Origin of the sequence: Microbacterium sp. B35-04, from assembly GCF_010634885.1 — a bacterium.
Taxonomy (GTDB): Bacteria; Actinomycetota; Actinomycetes; order Actinomycetales; family Microbacteriaceae; genus Microbacterium.
Genome location: NZ_MWLP01000094.1, coordinates 62,324 through 82,800, shown reverse-complemented (window position 1 = coordinate 82,800; position 20,477 = coordinate 62,324). Strand labels below are relative to the sequence as shown.

Annotated in this window: 16 protein-coding genes and 3 tRNA genes; 11 read left to right on the top strand and 8 right to left on the bottom strand. The window is 68.9% G+C overall.

Features of this window, described 5'->3' with window-relative positions; genetic code table 11:
• The 5 genes from B1729_RS17740 to B1729_RS17720 all read left to right on the top strand — a co-directional run.
• A partial coding sequence (locus B1729_RS17740; RefSeq protein WP_163634094.1) for a deoxyguanosinetriphosphate triphosphohydrolase occupies positions 1-1,260 on the top strand: 1,260 nt, incomplete at its 5' end.
• A gap of 2 nt (positions 1,261-1,262) precedes the next feature.
• On the top strand, positions 1,263-3,116 hold the full coding sequence (gene dnaG, locus B1729_RS17735) for a DNA primase (protein WP_163617514.1): 1,854 nt from the start codon (positions 1,263-1,265) through the stop codon (positions 3,114-3,116).
• 50 nt (positions 3,117-3,166) lie between these two features.
• Positions 3,167-3,958 (top strand): ATP-binding cassette domain-containing protein, encoded by a 792-nt coding sequence (locus B1729_RS17730; RefSeq protein ID WP_163617211.1) that lies wholly within the window; start codon positions 3,167-3,169, stop codon positions 3,956-3,958.
• A 76-nt stretch (positions 3,959-4,034) separates the two neighbouring features.
• Positions 4,035-4,107, top strand: a tRNA-Asn gene (locus B1729_RS17725).
• Between the two features lie 64 nt (positions 4,108-4,171).
• Positions 4,172-4,840, top strand: coding sequence for a hypothetical protein (locus tag B1729_RS17720; RefSeq protein WP_163634092.1), 669 nt, complete (start codon positions 4,172-4,174; stop codon positions 4,838-4,840).
• 3 nt (positions 4,841-4,843) lie between these two features.
• Here the strand turns inward: B1729_RS17720 and def are convergent, their stop codons facing one another.
• Positions 4,844-5,410: a peptide deformylase gene (gene def, locus B1729_RS17715; RefSeq protein ID WP_163634090.1), complete on the bottom strand. Its 567-nt coding sequence runs from the start codon at positions 5,408-5,410 to the stop codon at positions 4,844-4,846.
• Between the two features lie 42 nt (positions 5,411-5,452).
• Between def and B1729_RS17710 the strand changes: the two genes are divergently transcribed.
• The 3 genes from B1729_RS17710 (at position 5,453) to nagE (ending at position 8,816) form a co-directional block, all read left to right on the top strand.
• Complete coding sequence (locus B1729_RS17710; protein WP_163634088.1) at positions 5,453-6,541, top strand: DMT family transporter; 1,089 nt, start codon at positions 5,453-5,455, stop codon at positions 6,539-6,541.
• 51 nt (positions 6,542-6,592) lie between these two features.
• Positions 6,593-6,666 (top strand) — tRNA-Ile (locus B1729_RS17705).
• 209 nt (positions 6,667-6,875) lie between these two features.
• Entirely contained in the window at positions 6,876-8,816 is a 1,941-nt protein-coding gene (gene nagE, locus B1729_RS17700; protein ID WP_163617207.1) for an N-acetylglucosamine-specific PTS transporter subunit IIBC, read from the top strand.
• Positions 8,817-8,874: 58 nt separating this feature from the next.
• On the opposite strand, the gene B1729_RS17695 is transcribed toward nagE, so the two are convergent.
• The gene (locus B1729_RS17695) at positions 8,875-10,881 is read right to left on the bottom strand and encodes a DUF262 domain-containing protein (RefSeq protein WP_163634086.1); all 2,007 of its coding nucleotides are present in this window, start codon (positions 10,879-10,881) and stop codon (positions 8,875-8,877) included.
• Between the two features lie 165 nt (positions 10,882-11,046).
• Here B1729_RS17695 and B1729_RS17690 point away from each other — a divergent pair, with 165 nt between their 5' ends.
• Entirely contained in the window at positions 11,047-11,820 is a 774-nt protein-coding gene (locus tag B1729_RS17690) for a hypothetical protein (protein WP_163617205.1), read from the top strand.
• 152 nt (positions 11,821-11,972) lie between these two features.
• Positions 11,973-12,476 (top strand): DUF3145 domain-containing protein, encoded by a 504-nt coding sequence (locus tag B1729_RS17685; RefSeq protein WP_163617204.1) that lies wholly within the window; start codon positions 11,973-11,975, stop codon positions 12,474-12,476.
• Between the two features lie 173 nt (positions 12,477-12,649).
• Here B1729_RS17685 and B1729_RS17680 read toward each other — a convergent pair whose 3' ends face one another.
• The 6 genes from B1729_RS17680 to aceE form a co-directional block, all read right to left on the bottom strand.
• Positions 12,650-13,888: a beta-ketoacyl-[acyl-carrier-protein] synthase family protein gene (locus B1729_RS17680; protein WP_163617203.1), complete on the bottom strand. Its 1,239-nt coding sequence runs from the start codon at positions 13,886-13,888 to the stop codon at positions 12,650-12,652.
• Between the two features lie 56 nt (positions 13,889-13,944).
• Positions 13,945-14,193: an acyl carrier protein gene (locus B1729_RS17675; protein ID WP_013586517.1), complete on the bottom strand. Its 249-nt coding sequence runs from the start codon at positions 14,191-14,193 to the stop codon at positions 13,945-13,947.
• 75 nt (positions 14,194-14,268) lie between these two features.
• Positions 14,269-15,270 carry a beta-ketoacyl-ACP synthase III gene (locus tag B1729_RS17670; RefSeq protein ID WP_163634084.1) on the bottom strand — a complete coding sequence of 334 codons (1,002 nt, stop codon included), beginning with the start codon at positions 15,268-15,270 and terminating at the stop codon, positions 14,269-14,271.
• Between the two features lie 13 nt (positions 15,271-15,283).
• Complete coding sequence (locus B1729_RS17665; protein WP_163617201.1) at positions 15,284-16,195, bottom strand: ACP S-malonyltransferase; 912 nt, start codon at positions 16,193-16,195, stop codon at positions 15,284-15,286.
• Between the two features lie 101 nt (positions 16,196-16,296).
• Complete coding sequence (locus B1729_RS17660) at positions 16,297-17,496, bottom strand: helix-turn-helix domain-containing protein (RefSeq protein ID WP_204260031.1); 1,200 nt, start codon at positions 17,494-17,496, stop codon at positions 16,297-16,299.
• Positions 17,497-17,524: 28 nt separating this feature from the next.
• Positions 17,525-20,254 (bottom strand): pyruvate dehydrogenase (acetyl-transferring), homodimeric type, encoded by a 2,730-nt coding sequence (gene aceE, locus B1729_RS17655; RefSeq protein WP_163617199.1) that lies wholly within the window; start codon positions 20,252-20,254, stop codon positions 17,525-17,527.
• Positions 20,255-20,395: 141 nt separating this feature from the next.
• On the opposite strand from aceE, the gene B1729_RS17650 reads away from it, so the two are divergent.
• Positions 20,396-20,468, top strand: a tRNA-Val gene (locus tag B1729_RS17650).
• The last annotated feature ends 9 nt before the right edge of the window (positions 20,469-20,477 follow it).

Genomic DNA, 20,477 nt, shown 5'->3' with positions numbered 1-20,477 from the left:
GACTTCGCGCGGGATCGAGCCCGAGTGCTGCACTCGGCTGCACTCCGGCGTCTCGCCGCGAAGACGCAAGTGCTCAGCCCGGCGAGTCCGGCCGACTTCGCGCGCAACCGCCTGACACATTCGCTCGAGGTCGCCCAGGTCGGGCGCGAGCTCGCGACGGCGCTGGACCTCGCCGCGGACGTCGTCGACACCGCCTGCCTCAGCCACGACCTCGGGCACCCGCCCTTCGGGCACAACGGCGAGCGGGCGCTGAACGAGTGGGCGGAGGGCTTCGGCGGGTTCGAAGGGAACGCCCAGACGCTGCGCATCCTCACGCGCCTCGAGCCCAAGGTCATCGACGCCGAGGGCCGCAGCTTCGGGCTGAACCTCACGCGCGCGAGCCTCGACGCGGCGTGCAAGTACCCGTGGACGGCAGACCACCCGCTCCCCGATCCGGGCGGCCGGTTGAAGTTCGGCGTCTACCCCGAAGACGAAGAGGTCTTCCGCTGGCTGCGCGCGGAAGCGCCAGGACGCGTGCGCTGCATCGAGGCCGAGGTGATGGACCTCTCGGACGACATCGCCTACTCGGTGCACGACTTCGAGGACGCCGTGGTCAACGGCTACCTCGACCCCGCGCGCCTCGTGGATCCGCGCGAGCACCAGTGGCTGCTCACAGCGATCCAGTCATGGGTCGGCTTCGACTTCGCGCGGGACGAGCTCGAGGACGCCCTGTTCCGCCTCACACGGATGCCCGAGTGGATCGATTCGTTCGACGGCACGCGCCCGGCGCTGGCGCGACTCAAGAACCTGACCTCCGACCTCATCGGCCGCTTCGCGCGCGCGGCCACGACGGCCACGCGCGAGTCGTACGCGACCTCGGTGCTGACCCGCTACCGCGGGCACCTCGTGGTGCCCCGCATCGTCGAGGCTGAGATGGCAGTGCTCAAGGGCATCATCGGCGCGGCGGTCGTGTCGATCGAGGGACGCAAAGACCTCTACAAGGAGCAGCGGCGCCTGCTCAAGCGCGTCGCCACCGCGCTCTGGGAGCGACCCGAGGCGCTGGACCCGCTGCACGCGGAGGACTTCGCCGCCGCCGAAACGGATGCCGCACGCCGCCGCGTGGTCGTCGATCAGGTCGCGAGTCTCACCGACCAGCTGGCGATCGCGTGGCACGGGTCGCTCGTCGGGCAGGTGGACGCCGCATCCGTCGGCGTCTGGGCGCCGGGAGCCCGGCCCATGGACGCGGCGCGCACCGCCCGCGACCCGTCCGAGGTGCGCTGATGGTGGGGCGAATCCGTCAGGCCGACGTCGACGAGGTGAAGGCCCGCACGAACATCGCCGACATCATCGGTGAGCGGGTCGCCCTCAAGTCGGCCGGCGTCGGCTCGCTGAAGGGCCTGTGCCCGTTCCACGACGAGCGCAGCCCGAGCTTCAACGTGCGCCCGCAGGCCGGCTTCTACCACTGCTTCGGCTGCGGCGAGTCGGGCGACGTCTACTCCTTCCTGCGCGCGATGGACCATGTGACCTTCACCGAGGCGGTCGAGCGCCTCGCCGGCCGCATCGGCTATTCGCTGCACTACGAGGACGGCGGCGCCGCCCCCGAGCACACCGGCCGTGCGCGCCTGTACGCCGCGAACGCGGCGGCGGCGGAGTTCTTCCGCGCGCAGCTGGTCACGGCGGAAGCCGACATCGCCAGGCGCTTCCTGGGGCAGCGCGGATTCGACGCCGGCGCAGCAGGACACTTCGGCGTGGGCTACGCCCCGAAAGGGTGGTCGGGCATGCACTCGGCGCTGCGCGCACAGGGCTACAGCGACGAGGAGCTCTCCTCAGCGGGACTCGTGTCGCAGGGCCAGCGCGGCGTGTACGACCGGTTCCGCGGCCGGGTGGTCTGGCCCATCCGCGACGTCACCGGTCAGGTGATCGGGTTCGGCGCACGCCGGCTCTACGACGACGACAACGGCCCCAAGTACCTCAACACGCCCGAGACGACCATCTACAAGAAGGCGCAGGTGCTCTACGGACTCGATCTCGCCAAGCGCGAGGTCTCCCGCCAGCACCGTGTCGTGGTCGTCGAGGGTTATACGGACGTGATGGCCTGCCACCTCGCCGGCATCACGACCGCGATCGCCACGTGCGGCACCGCCTTCGGCTCCGACCACATCACGGTGCTCCGCCGCGTCATGGGCGACGACTCCACCGCCGGGGAGGTCGTCTTCACCTTCGATCCCGATGCCGCAGGGCAGAAGGCGGCGCTGCGCGCCTTCGCCGACGCCAAGCGGTTCAACGCGCAGACGTACGTCGCCACCGGTCCCGAGGGACTCGACCCGTGCGACCTGCGCCTCGCCCGAGGGGACGGCGCGGTTCGCGCGCTGCTCGAGACCAAGGTGCCCATGGTCGAGTTCGTGATCGATCAGCGCATCTCGGGCTTCGATCTCGCAAGTGTCGAGGGCCGTGTGGGCGCGCTGCGCTCGGCCGCACCGGTCGTCGCCGAGCTGCGCGACCCGCTCCTGCAGCCCGAGTACGTGCGGGTGCTCGCGCGTCGACTCGGCATGGACACGGAAGACGTGCGCCGCGAGGTCGAACGCGCGGGCCGTGGTGGCGGGAACCGGCGCGACTCCGCCCCCGGAGCGCCACCGGCGGAGCCCGCCGCCGACGGCGCGCTGCGCGTCACACTCGCGACACTTCCCCGCACCCCCGAGGTCGGGCTGGAGCGGGACGCGCTGATGGGCGTGCTGCAGTTCGGGCACCGCATGGACGCGACCCTCATCGAACGGGCGCTCGAGCAGCCGTTCCGCAACTCCGCGCTCGACGCGGTGCGCGTCGCCATCCGCGAGGCACCCGGGATGCAGCGGCCGGGCTGGTCGGCGGATGCCGTCGCCACCGTGCGCGAGCCGTATCGGTCGCTCGCCGCAGAGCTGCTCGCGGGCGACTTCCCGGCGCTGAGCGATGATGCGGCGGTGACATCGGCAGGAGATCTCGCGCGCCGCCTCGTCCTGCGGCGCTTCGATCGGGAGAAGGCCGAACTCCTCGGTGCGATCCAGCGTGTGCCGGCGGCATCCGAAGAGGGACGCAGCATCCGCCTGCGCCTGCGCGAGCTCGACGCACGACGCCAGGCGCTCGTCGACGAAGCGTCCTGATCCGCGCGTCCCGGCTGGCGTCGAGGTCGCTCCCAGGGCAGGATGAACAGATGGCTCGCCGAAGAGACGCGGATGTCGCGATCGACTGCTCCGATCTTTCGATCGCCCGTCGTGGCGGCCGCGGAGGTGAGTCCCAGCGGGTCGTCGACGGCGTCTCGTTCCGGCTGCCCCACGGTGGCATCCTCGCTCTGATGGGCCCGACCGGCTCAGGCAAGTCCTCGCTCGCCACGGTGCTGGCAGGCGCCGACGAGGCGGGCCTCGCTGTGGTGGGCGGACACGCGCTCGTCGAAGGAATCTCGGTGCGGCATCCGGGCCGCGCGCATCGCCAGTTGACGTACTACGCCGGCCACCTCCCGCAGTCGGCGGGCGCCCGGCTGCCGGCGCGCCTCACGGTGGCCGACCTGATCGGCGAACCGATCACCAGCCGCGACCGCCGCGTGAGCGCACGTGCCCTCGCGGTGCGGGTGGCGTCCCTGCTGGACGAGCTGATGCTCCCGCTCGGCGCGGCCGCAAAATATCCGTACGAGCTGAGCGCCGGCATGCGCCAGCGCGTCGCGCTGGCGCGCGCTCTCGTTCTGCAGCCGCGTGTGCTGATCGCCGACGAGCCCTTCGCGAACATGGACGTCGAGGTGCGCAAGGCGGCACGCGAGGCCGTGCTGCGGCGCCGCCGTGAGCTCGACATGGCGGCGCTCATCGTCACCAACGAGCGGGACGTCGTGAACGAGCTGGATGCGGACGTGCTCGTGCTCCGCGCAGGGCATGCGGTCGCGTACGGACATGGCACGCAGAACCTGCTGTGGACGCCGAGCGGCGAGGCCGACAGGCGTCTCGTGAGCTCATGAAAGCCCTGCCGTGGTCGTGAGCACGGGCTGGGCTTTGCTAGTATGGTCTGGTTGCCCGCGCGAAAGTGCGGACCATTCCTCCATAGCTCAATTGGCAGAGCAATCGGCTGTTAACCGATAGGTTCTTGGTTCGAGTCCAAGTGGGGGAGCGAAGGCCTCGGGGCTCCACCCCCGAGGCTTTCTTCGTCTCCGGGATCAGATCGAGGGGTGCACATGGCGGGTCGCGCGAAGGCCTCGCCGCTGCTGGCGGTCGAGGGCGGCGTCCCCGCGCCGGCGCCGATCTACCGCGCTGTGCCGCTGCTGGCTGCGCTGGCGGTGTTCGCGGCGGCGGTCGCGTGGGTCGGCCTCGTGGTGCTGATGGGCGGAGACCCGTGGATGTTCCCGTTCTCGGTTCCGGCGCCCTGGCTCTTCCTCGCACTGGTGCCCTCGATCGCGGCGATCCTGCTCGCGGTGCGTGGCGTTCTGGTGTGGTCGCTGGCTCTCGCGGTCGTCAGCTGCTGGCTTGTTCCGACGGGTGTCGCGACGATCGCGGTCGTGGTGGTCGCGCTGTGGACGGCGCGCGGGATCCGCAGTCAGTGGGCCGCGCACGATCTCGACTCGGTCATCGCCACCGCCGCGGCCCACGGCCTTCCGGTGCTGGTCGTGCAGCACGTCGCGGGCGGGGCGGGGTCACGCAAGGCCACGGACACCACGCAGGTGCAGGTACGCGACGTCGACACCGGCGAGCTGACCACCGCCCGGGTGTGGGGGCCGCTGCAGACCGGCACCACCCTCGTGCGGCAGGGGATGAACGTCATCGCACAGGCGCCGCCCGGAGCCGACGCCGAGCTGCGTCGGTGGGTCGACCGTCAGAACCGCCGCAGCGACGATATACCTGCCTGAGCATCAGGCGTCGATGTCGTCCACTCCGGGAGTCCAGGCACTGCCGGGCCGGCCCCACCCGCGCTTGCGGGCGATCTTCTGCACGGTCTTCCAGTCGCCGTCGTCGAGACGATCGACGTACAGGATCCCGTCGAGGTGGTCGAATTCGTGCTGCATGATGCGTGCCCGCCACCCGTCGACACGAATCTCCACGGGCGCCCCGTCGAGATCGGAACCGGTCACGAGCACTTCGTCCGAGCGACGCAGCGGGAATCGTTCGCCCGGGAACGAGAGACAGCCTTCGGCTTCGTCGTCGGGATCTGGTGCGCCCGGGTCGAGCGGTCGCATCCACAGCTCGGGGTTGATGACCACCCCGCGCCAGGGCGCACCGTCGTCGTCAGCGTAGTTGTACGTGTAGATGCGCAGCGGCACACCGACCTGAGGGGCGGCGAGCCCGACGCCGGGTGCGGCATCCATCGTCTCGAACATGTCGGCGACCAGCGTGCGGATCTCGTCCGTGATCTCTTCGACGGGGGATGCGGGGGAGTGCAGGACGGGATCGCCCATGATGCGAATCGGGAGAACAGCCACGCCTTGAGCCTATCGACCGGCGCCTGCGGCTAGTGTCGATACGTGGTCTGGACTGCGGTGGAACTCGAGGATGTCGGCGATCAGCTCGTCGGCGCGTTCCAGAACCCCGGCATCCTGATCGGCATCCCGCTCGCCCTGCTGGGCGCGGTGTTCATGTCGTTCGGCGCCCAGTACCAGCACCGTGGCGTGACGAAGGTCGAGAGCCTCAGTGGCGGCCACTCCAGCGAGGGGCTGGGGCCGAGTCATCTGCTGAAGCTGCTCGCCCGTCCTTCGTGGGTGATCGGCACCGTGATGCTGGGCCTGGCGATCGTCTGCCAGCTGTCTGCCCTCTTCTTCGCACCGCTCATCGTCGTGCAGCCGCTGGGAGCGGTGGCCCTCGTCATCACGACCCTCCTCAATGCGCAGATCAGTGGGCACAAGCCCACGAAGCGCTCCCTCATCGCGATCGGCGCGTGCGTCGGCGGCATCTTCATCTTCGTCACCATCGCCGCCCTGTTCGCGACCGAGAAGCCCGTGTCGAACGGGCAGCTGATCACGATCCTGGTGCTCCTGGTGGTCGTCACGCTGGTGTTCGCGGGGTTCTGGATCTGGCTGCGCAAGCGCATCGGCGCTCTCTTCTACATCACCGCGGCCGGGGTCATCTACGGTTTCGTCGCGACGCTGGCCAAGGTGGTCATCGAGCGGATCAAAGACGACAACTTCGATTGGCTGACGTTCGCGTGCCTGGCCGCCCTGATCATCGGCGCCATCATCGGGGCCTATTTCGTGCAGAGCGCGTACGCCTCGGGTCCGCCCGACCTGGTCGTCGCCGGTCTCACTGTCATCGACCCCATCGTGGCCATCATCATCGGTCTGACGGTGCTGCAGGAGGTCGCCGGCGCTCCACTCTGGGTCTACATCTCGTTCGCCGTGGTCGGTGCGATCGCGGTGTGGGGAGTGTTCCAGCTGGCGCGCCACCATCCGCAGGTGCTCAGCGAGAGCCAAGAGCTGCCGATCCAGCGTGGGAGCGACGGCGAGACGATGGATGCCGCGCACCCGCGCACCGGCTCGGTCAAGGTCACCGAGGCCGTTGCTAAGGTGTGGCCCGAGCCGCCGGTCAAGGACCGCCTCGACGACACCGACCACCACTGACGCGCGCACGTCGAGACGGACCGGTAGGCTCGTCTGCGCACTCGGTGCCCGGGGGCGGTGGCCAAGCTGGTCAAGGCAGCGGGCTCATAACCCGACGATCGTGGGTTCAAGTCCCACCCGCCCTACGAGTGGAAGACCGCCGCTGCCCGAAGGGTTGCGGCGGTCTTCCACTCGGAGAACGGGTGTCGTCGAGAACGCACCTGTGGGTGGCCCACGCCACCGAAGGCAATTCGTTCGCACCCCTTACTTTCGGAGGGAGGGACCTGTTGGCGCACTGGTTGTTGCGTGTAGCGTCAGCGGCAGCAACCTGTCCCTTGCGCCTGGGAGGCGAACAATGAAGTTCCTGCAACGGCTCGGTAGATCGATCATGCTCCCGGTGGCGGTGCTGCCGGTGGCCGCGATCCTTTCGGGCCTCGGATTCTGGATCAGCAATGGCGGCAAGAGCCCCAACATCGTGTCGGCGTTCCTCGGCGCTGCCGGCGGATCCCTGCTCGACAACATGGCGCTGCTGTTCGCCGTCGGCATCGCGCTGGGGATGGCCCAGAAGTCCGACGGCACCTCGGCGCTGGCGGGACTCGTGTCCTGGCTCGTGGTGACGACGCTCCTCAAGCCGGAAACGGTGGCGCTCTACACCGGCGTGGCCGACGTCAACGAGGTCGACCCCTCCTTCCTGAGGGTGCAGAACGTCTTCATCGGCATCATCTGCGGCCTGATCGGCGCGTTCTGCTACAACCGCTTCAAAGACACCAGGCTGCCGGACGCGCTGTCGTTCTTCTCGGGCAAGCGCTCGGTCGCGATCGTCACGGCGGGCATCTCGCTCGTCGTCGCCATCGTGCTGTACTTCGTCTGGCCGTGGGTCTACGGCGGACTCGTCACCTTCGGCGAGTGGATCGTCACGCTCGGCCCCTTCGGCACCGGCATCTACGGCTTCCTGAACCGGCTGCTCATACCCGTGGGCTTGCACCACGCACTCAATTCCGTGTTCTGGTTCGACGTCGCCGGCATCAACGACCTCAACAACTTCCTTTCCGGCGAAGGCACTTACGGGGTCACCGGCCAGTACATGACCGGGTTCTTCCCCATCATGATGTTCGGTCTGCCCGGTGCGGCCCTCGCGATGTACCTGACGGCCAGGACCACGCGCAAGAAGCTCGCCTACGGCATCCTGCTCGCCGGCGCCATCTCGTCGTTCTTCGTCGGCGTGACGGAGCCGCTCGAGTTCGCCTTCATGTTCCTGGCCCCGGTCCTGTACGTCACGCACGCGCTGTTCACCGGCATCTCGATGGCGATCAGTCAGATACTGCCGGTGCGCATGGGCTTCGGGTTCTCGGCCGGGTTCGTCGACCTCGTGCTCAACTGGATGAACCCGATGGCGCAGAACCCCTGGCTCATCCCGGTGATGGGCGTGTTCTGGTTCTTCATCTACTTCGGGGTGTTCTACTTCTTCATCAAGCGGTTCAACCTGAAGACCCCCGGGCGCGAGGATGACGACATCCTCGGCGAGGGCACCGAGTACGACACGCACGCGGCCGACGACAAGTACCTCATCACCGGCAGCCGCTTCATCGATGCACTCGGAGGAAAAGCGAACATCCTCGAACTCGAGAACTGCGCCACACGATTGCGGATGGAGATCGACGACCCGAGCAAGGTCGACGAAACCGCTCTCAAGCGCGCCGGGGCGGCGGGCACGATGAAGCCCGGCGGCAAATCGGTGCAGGTCGTCTACGGAACGAACGTGCAGTTCGTGAAGGACGCGATGGAGCAGATCATCGCGGGAGAGGTCGCGGTGCCGGCTGGCGCCGCGCCGGAACCATCCATCGCTCCCGCCGCGGGCTCCACCGCGGTGCTCACCGACACCCCGGCCACCACGACCGTGAGGCTGCGCCAGCCGCTCGAGGGACGGGTGGTGCCGCTGTCCGCGGTACCCGATCCGACCTTCGCGCAGGGCATCATGGGGCCGGGCGTCGCGATCGAGCCGACCGGCGACACGGTGGTCGCTCCCGCCGACGGCACTATCGGGGCGACGTTCGACAGCAGCCACGCCGTGGCGCTCGTGCTGGGCGACGGCACGGAGCTGCTCATCCACGTCGGCATCGACACCGTCGGCATGAAGGGTGACGGCTTCCAGACACTGGTCGAGAAGGGCCAGAAAGTCACAGCCGGCACGCCGCTGCTCCGCTTCGACCTGGCGAAGATCCAGGCGGCGGGTCATCCGTCGATCACTCCGGTGATCGTGCTGAACAACGAGAACGCCGCCGTCACGTTCGAGTGACGCCCGCGCGACCCACGATGAAGGGGACGGATGCCTCGGTGTGAGGCATCCGTCCCCTTCACATCGCGTTGCCGATGTACGAGTACTTGACGAACACCTCGGGTGCGAGGCCGGCCTCCTCCAGGACGCCCTGCACGGCGCTCAGCATGTAGCTGGAGTCCCAGCCCATGTAGAGCGAGTGCTCATCGTCGAGCCGATCCCACTGGCCATTCCACGACTGCGCCGTGTACACCGGGCCGCCACGTCGCGCGCTGTATGCGACGACGGCTTCACGCGCGTCGGCCCACAGTCGCTTGAAGACGCGGTTGAAGAGGTATTTGACGTCCGGTACCTCCCAATGCTCGCCGCAGTACTCCACGTACGACCACTCGCGGTGCCATCCCGGCGGCCAGCCGCGCCGGCGCACGGCGTCGAGGATGGGGGTCAGACCGTCGTCGTCGATCGCCGGCCCGCCGGGGCGCTTCCACACCTTGACGAAGCGCTCGGTCAGCTGCGTCGACCGCTGGGAGATCGCGGCGGTTCCCCAGGCGGGAAGTTCGGCGAGTGCGGCTGTCGTCCCGACGGCACTGCGGGCGTAGAGCGCACGCTTCTCAGGGAACGAGCGGTCGAAGGCGCGCAGCGCGAGGTCCTCCTCGAGCACTGTGAGGTTGCCGATGGTGTTCGCGAGGGCGCGATGGCTGTTCTGCTCATCTTCGCTGTACGAGGCCCACGCGCGCACACCGTCGCCCGACCACGCGTCGCCCGGCGCGATCGGGAAGATGTGCTCGACATCGAGGCCGCCGGCTCCGTCGACCCCGGCGAGACGGCCCAGCACATACGACGCGTGGGGCAGCTCGGAGTACTTCAGCGCCACAGCGACGCGCTCGTCCGAGGGGGTGATGCGGGAGATCGCCGACACCAGTGCGTCCCTGCCCTGTTCGCGCGCACGGCACAGACGCGCGACCAGTCGCTCGACGCCCGTGCCGACGATCGAGCGGCGCACCAGCAGCGACTGCACCATCTCGAGTGTCTCGATGAGCTCCTCGCGGGCGACGGCGCCCAACTCGAAGTCGCGGTACACGCGCATGACGAGCGGGTACATCCCCGTGCCGAACGTGCTGAGGTACGACAACTCGCGCGCTAGCTCAGCATCCGGGGCCTCGCTCGGGTGCAACAGCACGCGATACACCCGGGACAGCTCACGCCATTCGTCGGCGTGACGCACCAGGTCGGCGAACTCCAGCCGGGGGAACTCGTGCCGGAACGCCTCGTACACGCCGCGTCCGCCGACGACCGTCACCTCACGGCCGGTTGTCATGACCAGGTACTGCCGCCAGAACGCGGCGATGGCGTCGCCGGTGTTCTGCTCGATGGCCTGCCAGTACTCGGCTTCGATCTCACGCTGCTCGGCATGATTGAGGCCCATCAGCACGTAGTTGTGGATCAGCTCGTGGTCGCGCAGCGGTTCGCCGGTGGAGTTGAGGCTTTCGAAGATCTGCTGCGCATTGGCGCCGGCGCCCAGCGTGATCGCCACGTGCTCGAGCTTCTGCAGGCCGCGCCAGATGTGGGGTGCCTCGTCGAGGCTGATCTGACTGCGGAAGAACGCGTAGTTGTCGTCGAACCGCGAGTCGCGCTGCTCGTCGGGCGGCAGCGGCAGATCGAGCACCACGCGCTCGAAGACGGACGCCCAGGCCCGATGCGGTCGCAGCTTGGTGCGCGTCGCGTCGTGCGAGTGCACCAGCACGCGCTGCAGCTGGTCGGCGAGACCGGTATCGGTCTCACGAACAGTGTGGTGCAGGGCCGCGACGAGCAGCATGAGGGTCGTCGTGCGCTGCTGGCCGTCGATGAGCACAAGCTCGGCTTCCTCGCCTGCGCCGCTTGCCGACGAGAGGATCGAGCCGATGAAGTGCATGTGGCGATCATCGAGATCGGCCACCGCGCGGATGTCCGAGAGCAGCTGCTCGCACCCGCCGATGTCCCACCGGTACTGCCGCTGGTAGACCGGAACGACGATCGTCCAGTCCGCGGCCGAGAGCCATCCGATGGTGTTGACCGCAGTGGCGTCGACATTCGTGGCAGTGACCATGGCCTGTCCAGTCTAAAGGCGGTGCACCCCGCCGACCCGGCGCCGCCGGCGTGCGCCGGTTATTCACGGCGCGGTCCACGGGCCGCTTCGGGGGCCCGATGTAGGCTTGCCTAAGTTGAGCCTGTTAAAACGTGCTGGCTCACTGACCGAAAGGCATGATTCGTCATGGGTTACATCAAGTCTGCCGCTCTCGATGAGACCGGCTTCGTGGTCCTCGACTCCTACGATCGGGAGCTCGACCCGAAGGAATGGCTCTCCATCGAATACGTCGACTGGAAGTCGTCGGGTGACACCCGGTTCGCGCCGCTCGCATCCGCCAAGGGCGAGATCGAGTGCAACGGGTTCTGGAACCACACGCCCCCGCGCACCGACAAGGACGGCGTCTGGATCCCCTCTCAGGTCGAGAAGGCGCCGGAGATGACGCGCCGCGCACAGGAGCCCGGCGCGAACGTCGGGCGTTGCCGTGTCATCGAGCTGCAGCCCAACACGTACGCCGACGCGCTGTACAACCTGCACCAGGACGACAACAACCGACTCAACCCGGACGGCACGGGCTGGGTCGTGCGCGGCTTCTTCAACCTCACCGACGACAAGACCAGCTACTTCGTGCTGCGCGAGAACCGCACCGACCCGAGCATCGAGTACCGCGTGGCACTGCCCGCCGGCGCTCAGCTCATCGTCGACACGCAGCGGCTGTGGCACGCCGTGCATCACAACGGTGAAGAGCCGCGCTACTGCCTCATCACGTCGTGGGAGTCCGGCCCCGAGCTCGACGCCTACATCGAGAAGTACCACGGCAAGCCGACGACCGAGTACGTCGACGTGCCGCAGGACGTGCTCGACGCCGGCCAGGCGGAGCAGGCGCGTCGCGATGCCGCTCGCGCCGCGTACTACGCGGCCAAGGGCAAGGTCGAAGTCCAGGCGATGAGCGAGGCCTGAGCCTCCGCATCTCCGACCGGAAGGGCGGGGAAATCACACTCTTGTGATTCCCCCGCCCTCTCGGCAATAATGGGCGGCAGCACAACCGAACAGCACGTCATGAACACCTTCACAGGTCGTAGGGGAAGACGCACCTGACGAACGGAGAGATCATGGCGACACAAAAGGCGCGTGGGGTGATCTTCATCCACTCCGCGCCAAGAGCGTTGTGCCCGCACCTCGAGTGGGCAGTCGGACGAGCGCTGGGTCGAGCGGTCAGCTTCGAATGGGCAGATCAGCCGGTTCTCACCGGCAGCCGCCGGGCGGAGTTCTACTGGGAGGGCCCGGCCGGCACCGGTTCGGCGCTTGCGACAGCGATCCGCGGCTGGGAGCATCTGCGCTTCGAGGTCACCGAGGATCCCACCCCCCGCAGCGACGGCGGCCGCTGGCTGCACACGCCGGGGCTCGGCATCCACTATGCGCAGACCGACAGCGCCGGCAATGTCGTCATCGGCGAGGACCGCATCCGCTACGCCATGGAGATCGCCGGCGGCGACGCATTCGAACTGCGTCGCGAGCTCGACATCGCCCTCGGCGCCGCCTGGGACGAGGAGCTCGAGGCGTTCCGGCACGCGAGCGACGACGCGACCGTCGTCTGGCTGCACAAAGTCGGCTGAACACAGACGCAGGCGGCGCGGGGCGCCACTACCGAGGCTCGGAGGCCATGAATCCCGGGCAGCGGGACCGCGAACCACCGCCTGGCACGACAGACGCCCCCGGTCCGGTCCCTGAGCTCGTCGCAGGGTCCCGGGGGCGTCTTCGTTGCATCGCAGCGGCTGCGACCGAGGCCTCAGATCGAGGCGAATGCCGCGACCGCGTTGTGACCGCCGAAGCCGAACGAGTTGCTGATCGCGAGGTGCGGCCCGTCGCCGAGCGGCGCGGGCGCGCTCGAGATGCGGAACGGCACCGCGGGATCCTGCGTCGTCAGGTTGATGGTCGGGGGAGCGACCCGCTCCTGCAGTGCCAGCACGGTGAAGATCGCCTCGAGCGCACCGGTGCCGCCGAGCAGGTGGCCGGTCGATGCCTTGGTGGCCGACACCGGGATCTCGTCGATACGGTCGCCGAAGACCGAGCGCAGGGCGGTGTACTCGTTCGGGTCGCCGACAGGCGTCGAGGTGGCGTGCGCGTTGATGTGCGTCACGTCGTCGGGCGAGGCATCCGCCATCTCGAGCGCGAGGCGCACGGCGCGCGAAGCCCCCAGGCCCTCGGGATCATTCGCGGTGATGTGGTACGAGTCCGCGGTGACGCCGCCGCCTGCCGCGACAGCGTAGATCTTCGCACCGCGCGCCCGGGCGTGCTCTTCGGTCTCGAGGATCAGCACCGCCGCACCCTCGCCCATGACGAAGCCGTCACGGTCCACGCTGCAGGGCCGCGACGCGGTCGCGGGGTCGTCGTTGCGACGGGACAGCGCCTGCATCGAGGAGAACGCGGCGATGGTCACCGGGTGGATGACGGACTCGGTACCGCCGGCGATGACGACGTCGGCATAGCCGGCGCGGATGTGCTCGATCGCGTTGACGATCGACTCCGTGCTCGACGCACAGGCGCTCGCGACGGTGCGCGCATAGGCGCGGGCGTTGAAGTGGAGGGAGAGGTTTCCGGCAGCCGCGTTCGGCATGAGCATGGGGACCGTCATCGGCAGAACGCGGCGCGGGCCCTTCTCGCGCAGCGTGTCCCACCCGTCGAGCAGCGTGTGCAGCCCGCCGATGCCGGTGGCGAAGTCGACGCCGAGCCGCTCCGGGTCGATCTCGGGGCTGCCGGCGTCGGCCCACGCCTCCATCGCCGCGACGAGCGCGAACTGCGACGAAGGGTCGAGGCGCTTGGCGATGGGACGCTCGAGCACGGTGTCGGGGCGCACCTTCGCCTCTGCGGCGAAGCTCACCGGCAACTGGTACTGCTCGACCCAGTCGTACTCGAGGGTGCGGGCGCCGGAGACGCCCTCCAGGAGCGCGGACCAGCTCTCGGGTGCCGTGCCGCCCAGCGGCGACGATGCGCCGATGCCGGTCACGACGATGCGGGAGTTGCTCATGTCGTTGTGAATCCTCGTGGATGCGCCGGTGGGGGCCGCGGCCCCCACCGGGGGGTTTACGCCTGGTTCGACGTGATGAAGGTGACGGCGTCGCCGACGGTCTTGAGGTTCTTGACCTCGTCGTCGGGGATGGTGACGCCGAACTTCTCCTCGGCGTTGACGACGATCGTCATCATCGAGATCGAGTCGATGTCGAGGTCGTCCGTGAACGACTTCTCGAGGGCGACCTCGTCGGCCGAGATGCCGGTCTCGTCGGTGATGAGCTCCGCGAGTCCGGCGAGGACCTCGTCGTTGGTGAATGCCATGGGGTTCTCCTGTTTTCTAGGGGTTTGCGGGGGGCCCGAACGGGCCGTCTCAGTCTAGGGTCGGGCTCCGCCGGGTCAGGGGAGCACCACCACCTGCGCGCCGAACACGAGGCCGGCACCGAAGCCGATCTGCAGTGCGAGGCCGCCGCTGAGCTCGGGGTGCTCCTCGAGCAGCCGGTGGGTGGCGAGTGGGATCGATGCGGCGGAGGTGTTGCCGGTGGTCTCGATGTCGCGACCGATCAGCACCGTGTCGGGCAGCTTCAGCTGCTTGGCGAACTCGTCGATGATGCGCATGTTGGCCTGGTGGGGCACGAAGGCGGCGAGGTCGGATGCCTCGACCCCCGCAGCCTCGAGCGCCTGACGCGCGACCTTCACCATCTCCCACACGGCCCAGCGGAAGACCGTGGGGCCCTCCTGGCGCAGCGTGGGCCAGGGGGCGATGCCGTCGCGGAACTCGGTCAGCGTGTGGTTCATGCCCACCGCGTCGGCCTTGGAGCCGTCCGAGCCCCACACCGTCGGGCCGATCCCGGGCGCGTCGCTCGGGCCGATCACCACTGCGCCCGCGCCGTCACCGAGGAGGAATGAGATGCTGCGGTCGGTCGGATCGACGACGTCGCTGAGCTTCTCGGTGCCGATGACCACCGCGTAGTGTGCGGCGCCCGCACGGATGAGGGCGTCCGCCTGCGCGACGCCGTAGGCGAAGCCCGCGCATGCGGCGTTCAGGTCGTATGCGGCGGCGGGATTCGCCCCCACGCGGTCTGCCACGATCGCCGAGACCGAGGGCGTCTGCTTCGGGTTGCTGATGGTCGCCACGATGACGGCGTCCACCTGCGACGGGTCGACGCCGGAGCGCTCGATCGCCTCGCGAGCAGCATCCGTCGCCAGGTCGATGGCATCCGTCCCAGCCACCGCACGCGCGCGCGTGACGATGCCGGTGCGCTGGCGGATCCACTCGTCGCTCGAATCGATCGGACCGATCAGGTCGTCGTTCGGCACGGCGATCTCGCCACGGGCGGCGCCGTACGCGTAGATGCGCGTGTGGGCGACACCGGTGGGCTGGACGAGGATGGGGGTCATTCGGATACTCCGGTCATGCGTCGACGGCCACCAGGGCGGTGGCGGCGTCCAGGTCAGCGGGCGTCTTGACGGCGACCGTCGGTACCCCGCGGAGCGCGCGCTTGGCGAGCCCGACGAGCGTTCCGGCGGGGGACAGCTCCACGATGCCCGACACACCCGCGTCGGCGAAGGACGACATGCAGAGATCCCAGCGCACCGGCGAGGCGACCTGGTCGACGAGCAGGTCGACGAAATCACGGCCCGACGCCACTGCTGAGCCGTTGCGGTTGGTCCAGAGCCGAATGCCCGGATCTGATGCCGCGACCTCGGCAGCGGCGGCGCGCAGCGTCTCGACGGCCGGCGCCATGTACCGGGTGTGGAAGGCCCCCGCCACCTGGAGGGGAATCACCCGCGTGCCGGCGACCGGCGCCGCCGCGAGTGCCTGAAGCGCGTCGAGCGCGCCGGCGACGACGAGCTGGCCGCCGCCGTTGTAATTGGCCGGCGCGAGGCCGAGCTCGTCGAGGCGTGCGACGACGGCTGCCTCGTCGCCGCCGATCACCGCGCTCATACCCGTCTCGGCAGCGGCGGCGGCCTCGGCCATCGCGCGGCCGCGGATGCCGACGAGCGTCAGCGCGGTCTGCTCGCTGAGGACGCCGGCCGCGGCGGCTGCGGCGAACTCGCCGACGGAGTGACCTGCGACGCCGGCGATGCGCTCACGCTCGGGGAGCGCGTTCCATGACAGCAGGCTCGCGGCGACGATGAGGGGCTGGGCCACCTGCGTGTCGCGGATGCGGTCCGCATCCCACTCCGTGCCGGCGGCCACGAGGTCGACGCCCGACCACTCGGAGTACTGCGCGAGGCGATCGGCTGAGCCGTCCGCGTCGAGCCAGGGTGTCAGGAAGCCGGGGGACTGGGAGCCTTGCCCTGGGAATACCGCGATTCTCACCGTTCCATCCTGTCAAGGATCTGGAGGGTGGTTCTGGCGACACCGTCACAAGAATGACGGATGCCTTTGTGCAAGGTCCACACGTCGGGCCGGCGACGACGTCAGACGGCGCCGCGCCGAGGCGTCGGCGGGCGTCGGCGGGCGGCATCCGTCCCGATGGAGCCGAGGATGAGCGCGGTCTGCAGGATCAGCGCCTCGCGGGGTCCCGTGGCATCCCAGCCGATCACCTCGGACACGCGCTTGAGCCGGTAGCGGACGGTGTTGGGGTGCACGAACAGCTCGCGGGCGGTCGCCTCGAGCGATCGCCCGTTGTCGAGGTAGGCCCACAGCGTCGTGACCAGGTCGGCGCTGTGCGCCTGCAGCGGCCGGTAGATGCGATCCACGAGGGTGATCTTCGCGAGGGGGTCGCCGGCGAGGGCGCGCTCGGGGAGCAGGTCATCGGCCTCGACCGGGCGCGGGGCGTGGCGCCACGCCCTCGCGACCGCGAAGCCGGCAAGCGCCGCCCGGGCACTCTGGCTCGCGTCCACGAGTGCGGGCACCGTGGGACCGAGCACGAGGTAGCCGGCACCGAATCCGGGTTCGAGCCGCCGCGCGATCTCCGCGAAGGGCAGGTCGACCACGGCGTCGTCGGCGATCGCCGACAGGTCGGCGCGCCCCACGACCAGCACGAGGCGAGAGCCCTGCACCCCGATCAGCACGTCGACGCCGAGCTTGCGTGCCGTGCGCCGCAGCTGGTCGACGTCGAACTGGGGGGGAGTGGTGCCCACCAGCACCGCGACCTCGCCGTGACCGTGCCAGCCGAGCGCGGCGATGCGGCTCGGCAGCTCCTCGTCGGCCTCTCCCGTGAGGATGGAGTCCACCACCAGCGCCTCGAGCCGCGCATCCCAGAGGCCCCGGGCCTCCGCCGCGCGGGCGTACACGTCCGCCGCGGCGAAGGCGACCTCGCGCGAGTACAGCAGGATCGCCTCGCGCAGATGCTCGCCTTTGCCGGCGACCCGCTCCTCGGTGACCTCGACCGTCACCCGGATCAGCTGCAGCGTCTGCGTGAGACTCACGCTCCGCAGCAGCTCGCGAGGAGCGGCGGCGAAGATGTCGGCGGCGATCCACGGGGTCGACTCGGGATCGTCGTACCACTGGATGAACGAGGTGATGCCGGCCTGTGCCACCAGCCCGACCGCGGAGCGGCGGGCCGGTGGCATCTCGGCGTACCAGGGCAGCGTGTCATCGAGACGCTTGATGGTGACGGTGGCGAGGTCGCCCGAGATGCGTCGCAACCAGGCGAGCGTCTCGGTCTTGTCCATCACCTCGGTGGGCCTGCCCATCGGCGGGTCAGCTCTCGCCGCCCGCGTTCCCGCTCGTTCCGGCCGTCACATCGTGCAGGCGGTACTTCTGGATCGCCTGTGCCGCGAGGCTGCGGTCGACCACGCCCTCTTCGGCCAACGACTGCAGCGTGCGGACGACGACCGACGGACCGTCGATCTTGAAGAAGCGACGGGCGGCGGCTCGCGTGTCCGAGAACCCGAAGCCGTCGGCACCGAGGGTCGCGAACCGGTTCGGCACCCACGGACGGATCTGATCCTGCACCGCATGCATGAAGTCGCTCACCGCGACGACCGGGCCGGCGGCATCCTTCAGCTTGTCGGTGAGGTACGCGGTGCGTGCCTCTTCTTCCGGGTGGAGGAAGTTGTGCTCATCCGCCGCCAGACCGTCGCGGCGCAGCTCGCTCCACGAGGTCACCGACCAGACATCCGCCTGCACGCCCCAGTCCTCGCGCAGCAGCTGCTGCGCTTCGAGCGCCCACGGCACCCCGACGCCGGACGCGAGGATCTGCGCCTTCGGGCCTTCGCCCTCCGCGGTCGAGATGCGGTGGATGCCGCGCACGATGCCGTCGACGTCCACCCCTTCCGGCTCCGCCGGCTGCACCAGCGGCTCGTTGTACACCGTGAGGTAGTACATGACGTTCGGGTCGGGGTGGTTGCCGCCGTACATGCGCTCGATGCCCGAGCGGACGATGTGCGCGATCTCGTAGCCGTAGGCCGGGTCGTACGACAGCGTCGCCGGGTTGGTGGAGGCCAGCAGCGGCGAATGGCCGTCGGCGTGCTGCAGTCCCTCGCCGGTGAGCGTGGTGCGTCCCGCCGTCGCGCCGATGATGAAGCCGCGTGCCATCTGGTCGCCCGCCGCCCACTGCGCGTCGCCGGTGCGCTGGAACCCGAACATCGAGTAGAAGACGTACACCGGGATCAGCGGCTCGCCGTGCGTGGCATACGAGGTGCCCGCGGCGGTGAACGCCGCCACGGCGCCGGCCTCGTTGATGCCGACGTGGATGATCTGGCCCTGCGGGCTCTCCTTGTACGCCAGCAGCAGCTCGCGGTCGACGGAGGTGTAGTTCTGGCCGTGCGGGTTGTAGATCTTCGCCGTCGGGAAGTACGCGTCCATGCCGAACGTGCGCGCCTCGTCGGGAATGATCGGCACGATGCGGTGGCCGAAGTCCTTCGCCCGGAGCAGATCCTTGAGCAGCCGGACGAACGCCATCGTGGTGGCGATCTCCTGCGTGCCCGAGCCCTTCTTCGGCAGTGCGTACGCCTCGTCGCCGGGCAGCTGCAGGCCGACGTGGTGCGTGCGGCGCTCCGGCAGGAAGCCGCCGAGCGCGCGGCGGCGCTCCAGCATGTACTGGATCGTCTCGTCGTTGCTGCCCGGGTTGTAGTACGGGGGCAGGTACGGGTTCTCGTCCAGCTGCGCGTCCGAGATGGGGATCCGCATGGAGTCCCGGAAGTACTTGAGGTCCTGGAGCGTCATCTTCTTCATCTGGTGGGTCGCGTTGCGACCCTCGAAGTGATGACCGAGCCCGTAGCCCTTGATCGTCTTCGCGAGGATGACGGTGGGCTGGCCCTTGTGCTCGGTGGCTGCCTTGTAGGCGCCGTAGACCTTGCGGTAGTCGAGGCCGCCACGGCGCAGCTTGCCCCAGATGTCGTCGTCCGACCAGTCCTTCACGAGGGCCGCGGTGCGCTCGTCGCGCCCGAAGAAGTGCTCGCGGATGAACGCGCCGTCCTCGGCGCGGTAGGTCTGGAAGTCACCGTCGGGCGTCGTGTTCATGAGGTGCACGAGCGCGCCGTCCGTGTCCTTCGCGAGCAGCTCGTCCCAGCCGCTGCCCCACACGACCTTGATGACGTTCCAGCCGGCGCCGCGGAAGAAGCTCTCGAGCTCCTGGATGATCTTGCCGTTGCCGCGGACCGGGCCGTCGAGACGCTGGAGGTTGCAGTTGACGACAAAGGTCAGGTTGTCCAGGCCCTCGTTCGCGGCGACCTGCAGCTGTCCGCGGCTCTCGACCTCGTCCATCTCGCCGTCGCCGAGGAACGCCCAGACATGCGAGTCGGCGGCGTCCTTGATCCCGCGATTGGTGAGGTACTTGTTCGTCATCGCCTGGTAGATGGCGTTGATCGGTCCGAGACCCATCGAGACCGTCGGGAACTGCCAGTACTCCGGCATGAGCCGGGGGTGCGGGTACGACGGCAGCGCGTTCGGCGCCTTCGACTTCTCCTGGCGGAAGCCGTCGAGCTGCTCCGATGTCAGACGCCCCTCGAGGAACGAGCGGGCGTAGATGCCGGGGGAGGCGTGGCCCTGGATGAAGATCTGGTCGCCGCCGTTCGGGTCGTCCAGACCCCGGAAGAAGTGGTTGAAGCCGACTTCATACAGCGACGCCGACGAGGCGTACGTCGAGATGTGGCCGCCGACGCCGATGCCGGGGCGCTGCGCTCGGTGCACCGTGACCGCGGCGTTCCAGCGGATCCACCGGCGGTAGCGTCGCTCGAGCTCCTCGTCGCCCGGGAACTCGGGCTCGTTCTCGGGGGCGATCGTGTTGATGTAGTCCGTGGTGGGAACCTGCGGGACGTTCAGCTGCAGCTCGTGCGAGGTCTGCAGCAGGCTCAGCATGATCTCTCGGCCACGTCCGTGGCCCTTCGCCTGCACGAGCTGCTGGAGGGACTCCTGCCACTCGGAGGTCTCATCGGGATCGCTGTCGAGGGGTTCCTGCGAGTACGGATCCTGATCGTTGACAGTCACAGAAGACCTTTCGTCGTCTGGCAGATCGTGCCAGGGAATCGCTACCGGAGCGGGGCAGGCTTTGTCAGCCGTGCACAACGCACCATCTGCCAGCCTAGCGAGTTCGAGACGCAACGGACGCACCTCGTAGACTGACAGCGAGGGCCTTTAGCTCAGCTGGTAGAGCGCCACGTTTACACCGTGGATGTCGTCGGTTCGATCCCGGCAGGGCCCACCGTCGTCC

Coding starts and splice junctions, on each gene's coding strand:
- B1729_RS17675 (WP_013586517.1), bottom strand. CDS start 14,193: ATGGCATTCACCAACGACGAGGTCCTCGCCGGACTCGCGGAGCTCATC.
- B1729_RS17685 (WP_163617204.1), top strand. CDS start 11,973: ATGGCGACACAAAAGGCGCGTGGGGTGATCTTCATCCACTCCGCGCCA.
- B1729_RS17690 (WP_163617205.1), top strand. CDS start 11,047: ATGGGTTACATCAAGTCTGCCGCTCTCGATGAGACCGGCTTCGTGGTC.
- B1729_RS17730 (WP_163617211.1), top strand. CDS start 3,167: ATGGCTCGCCGAAGAGACGCGGATGTCGCGATCGACTGCTCCGATCTT.
- B1729_RS17660 (WP_204260031.1), bottom strand. CDS start 17,496: ATGGACAAGACCGAGACGCTCGCCTGGTTGCGACGCATCTCGGGCGAC.
- B1729_RS17680 (WP_163617203.1), bottom strand. CDS start 13,888: ATGAGCAACTCCCGCATCGTCGTGACCGGCATCGGCGCATCGTCGCCG.
- B1729_RS17695 (WP_163634086.1), bottom strand. CDS start 10,881: ATGGTCACTGCCACGAATGTCGACGCCACTGCGGTCAACACCATCGGA.
- B1729_RS17670 (WP_163634084.1), bottom strand. CDS start 15,270: ATGACCCCCATCCTCGTCCAGCCCACCGGTGTCGCCCACACGCGCATC.
- nagE (WP_163617207.1), top strand. CDS start 6,876: ATGAAGTTCCTGCAACGGCTCGGTAGATCGATCATGCTCCCGGTGGCG.
- B1729_RS17720 (WP_163634092.1), top strand. CDS start 4,172: ATGGCGGGTCGCGCGAAGGCCTCGCCGCTGCTGGCGGTCGAGGGCGGC.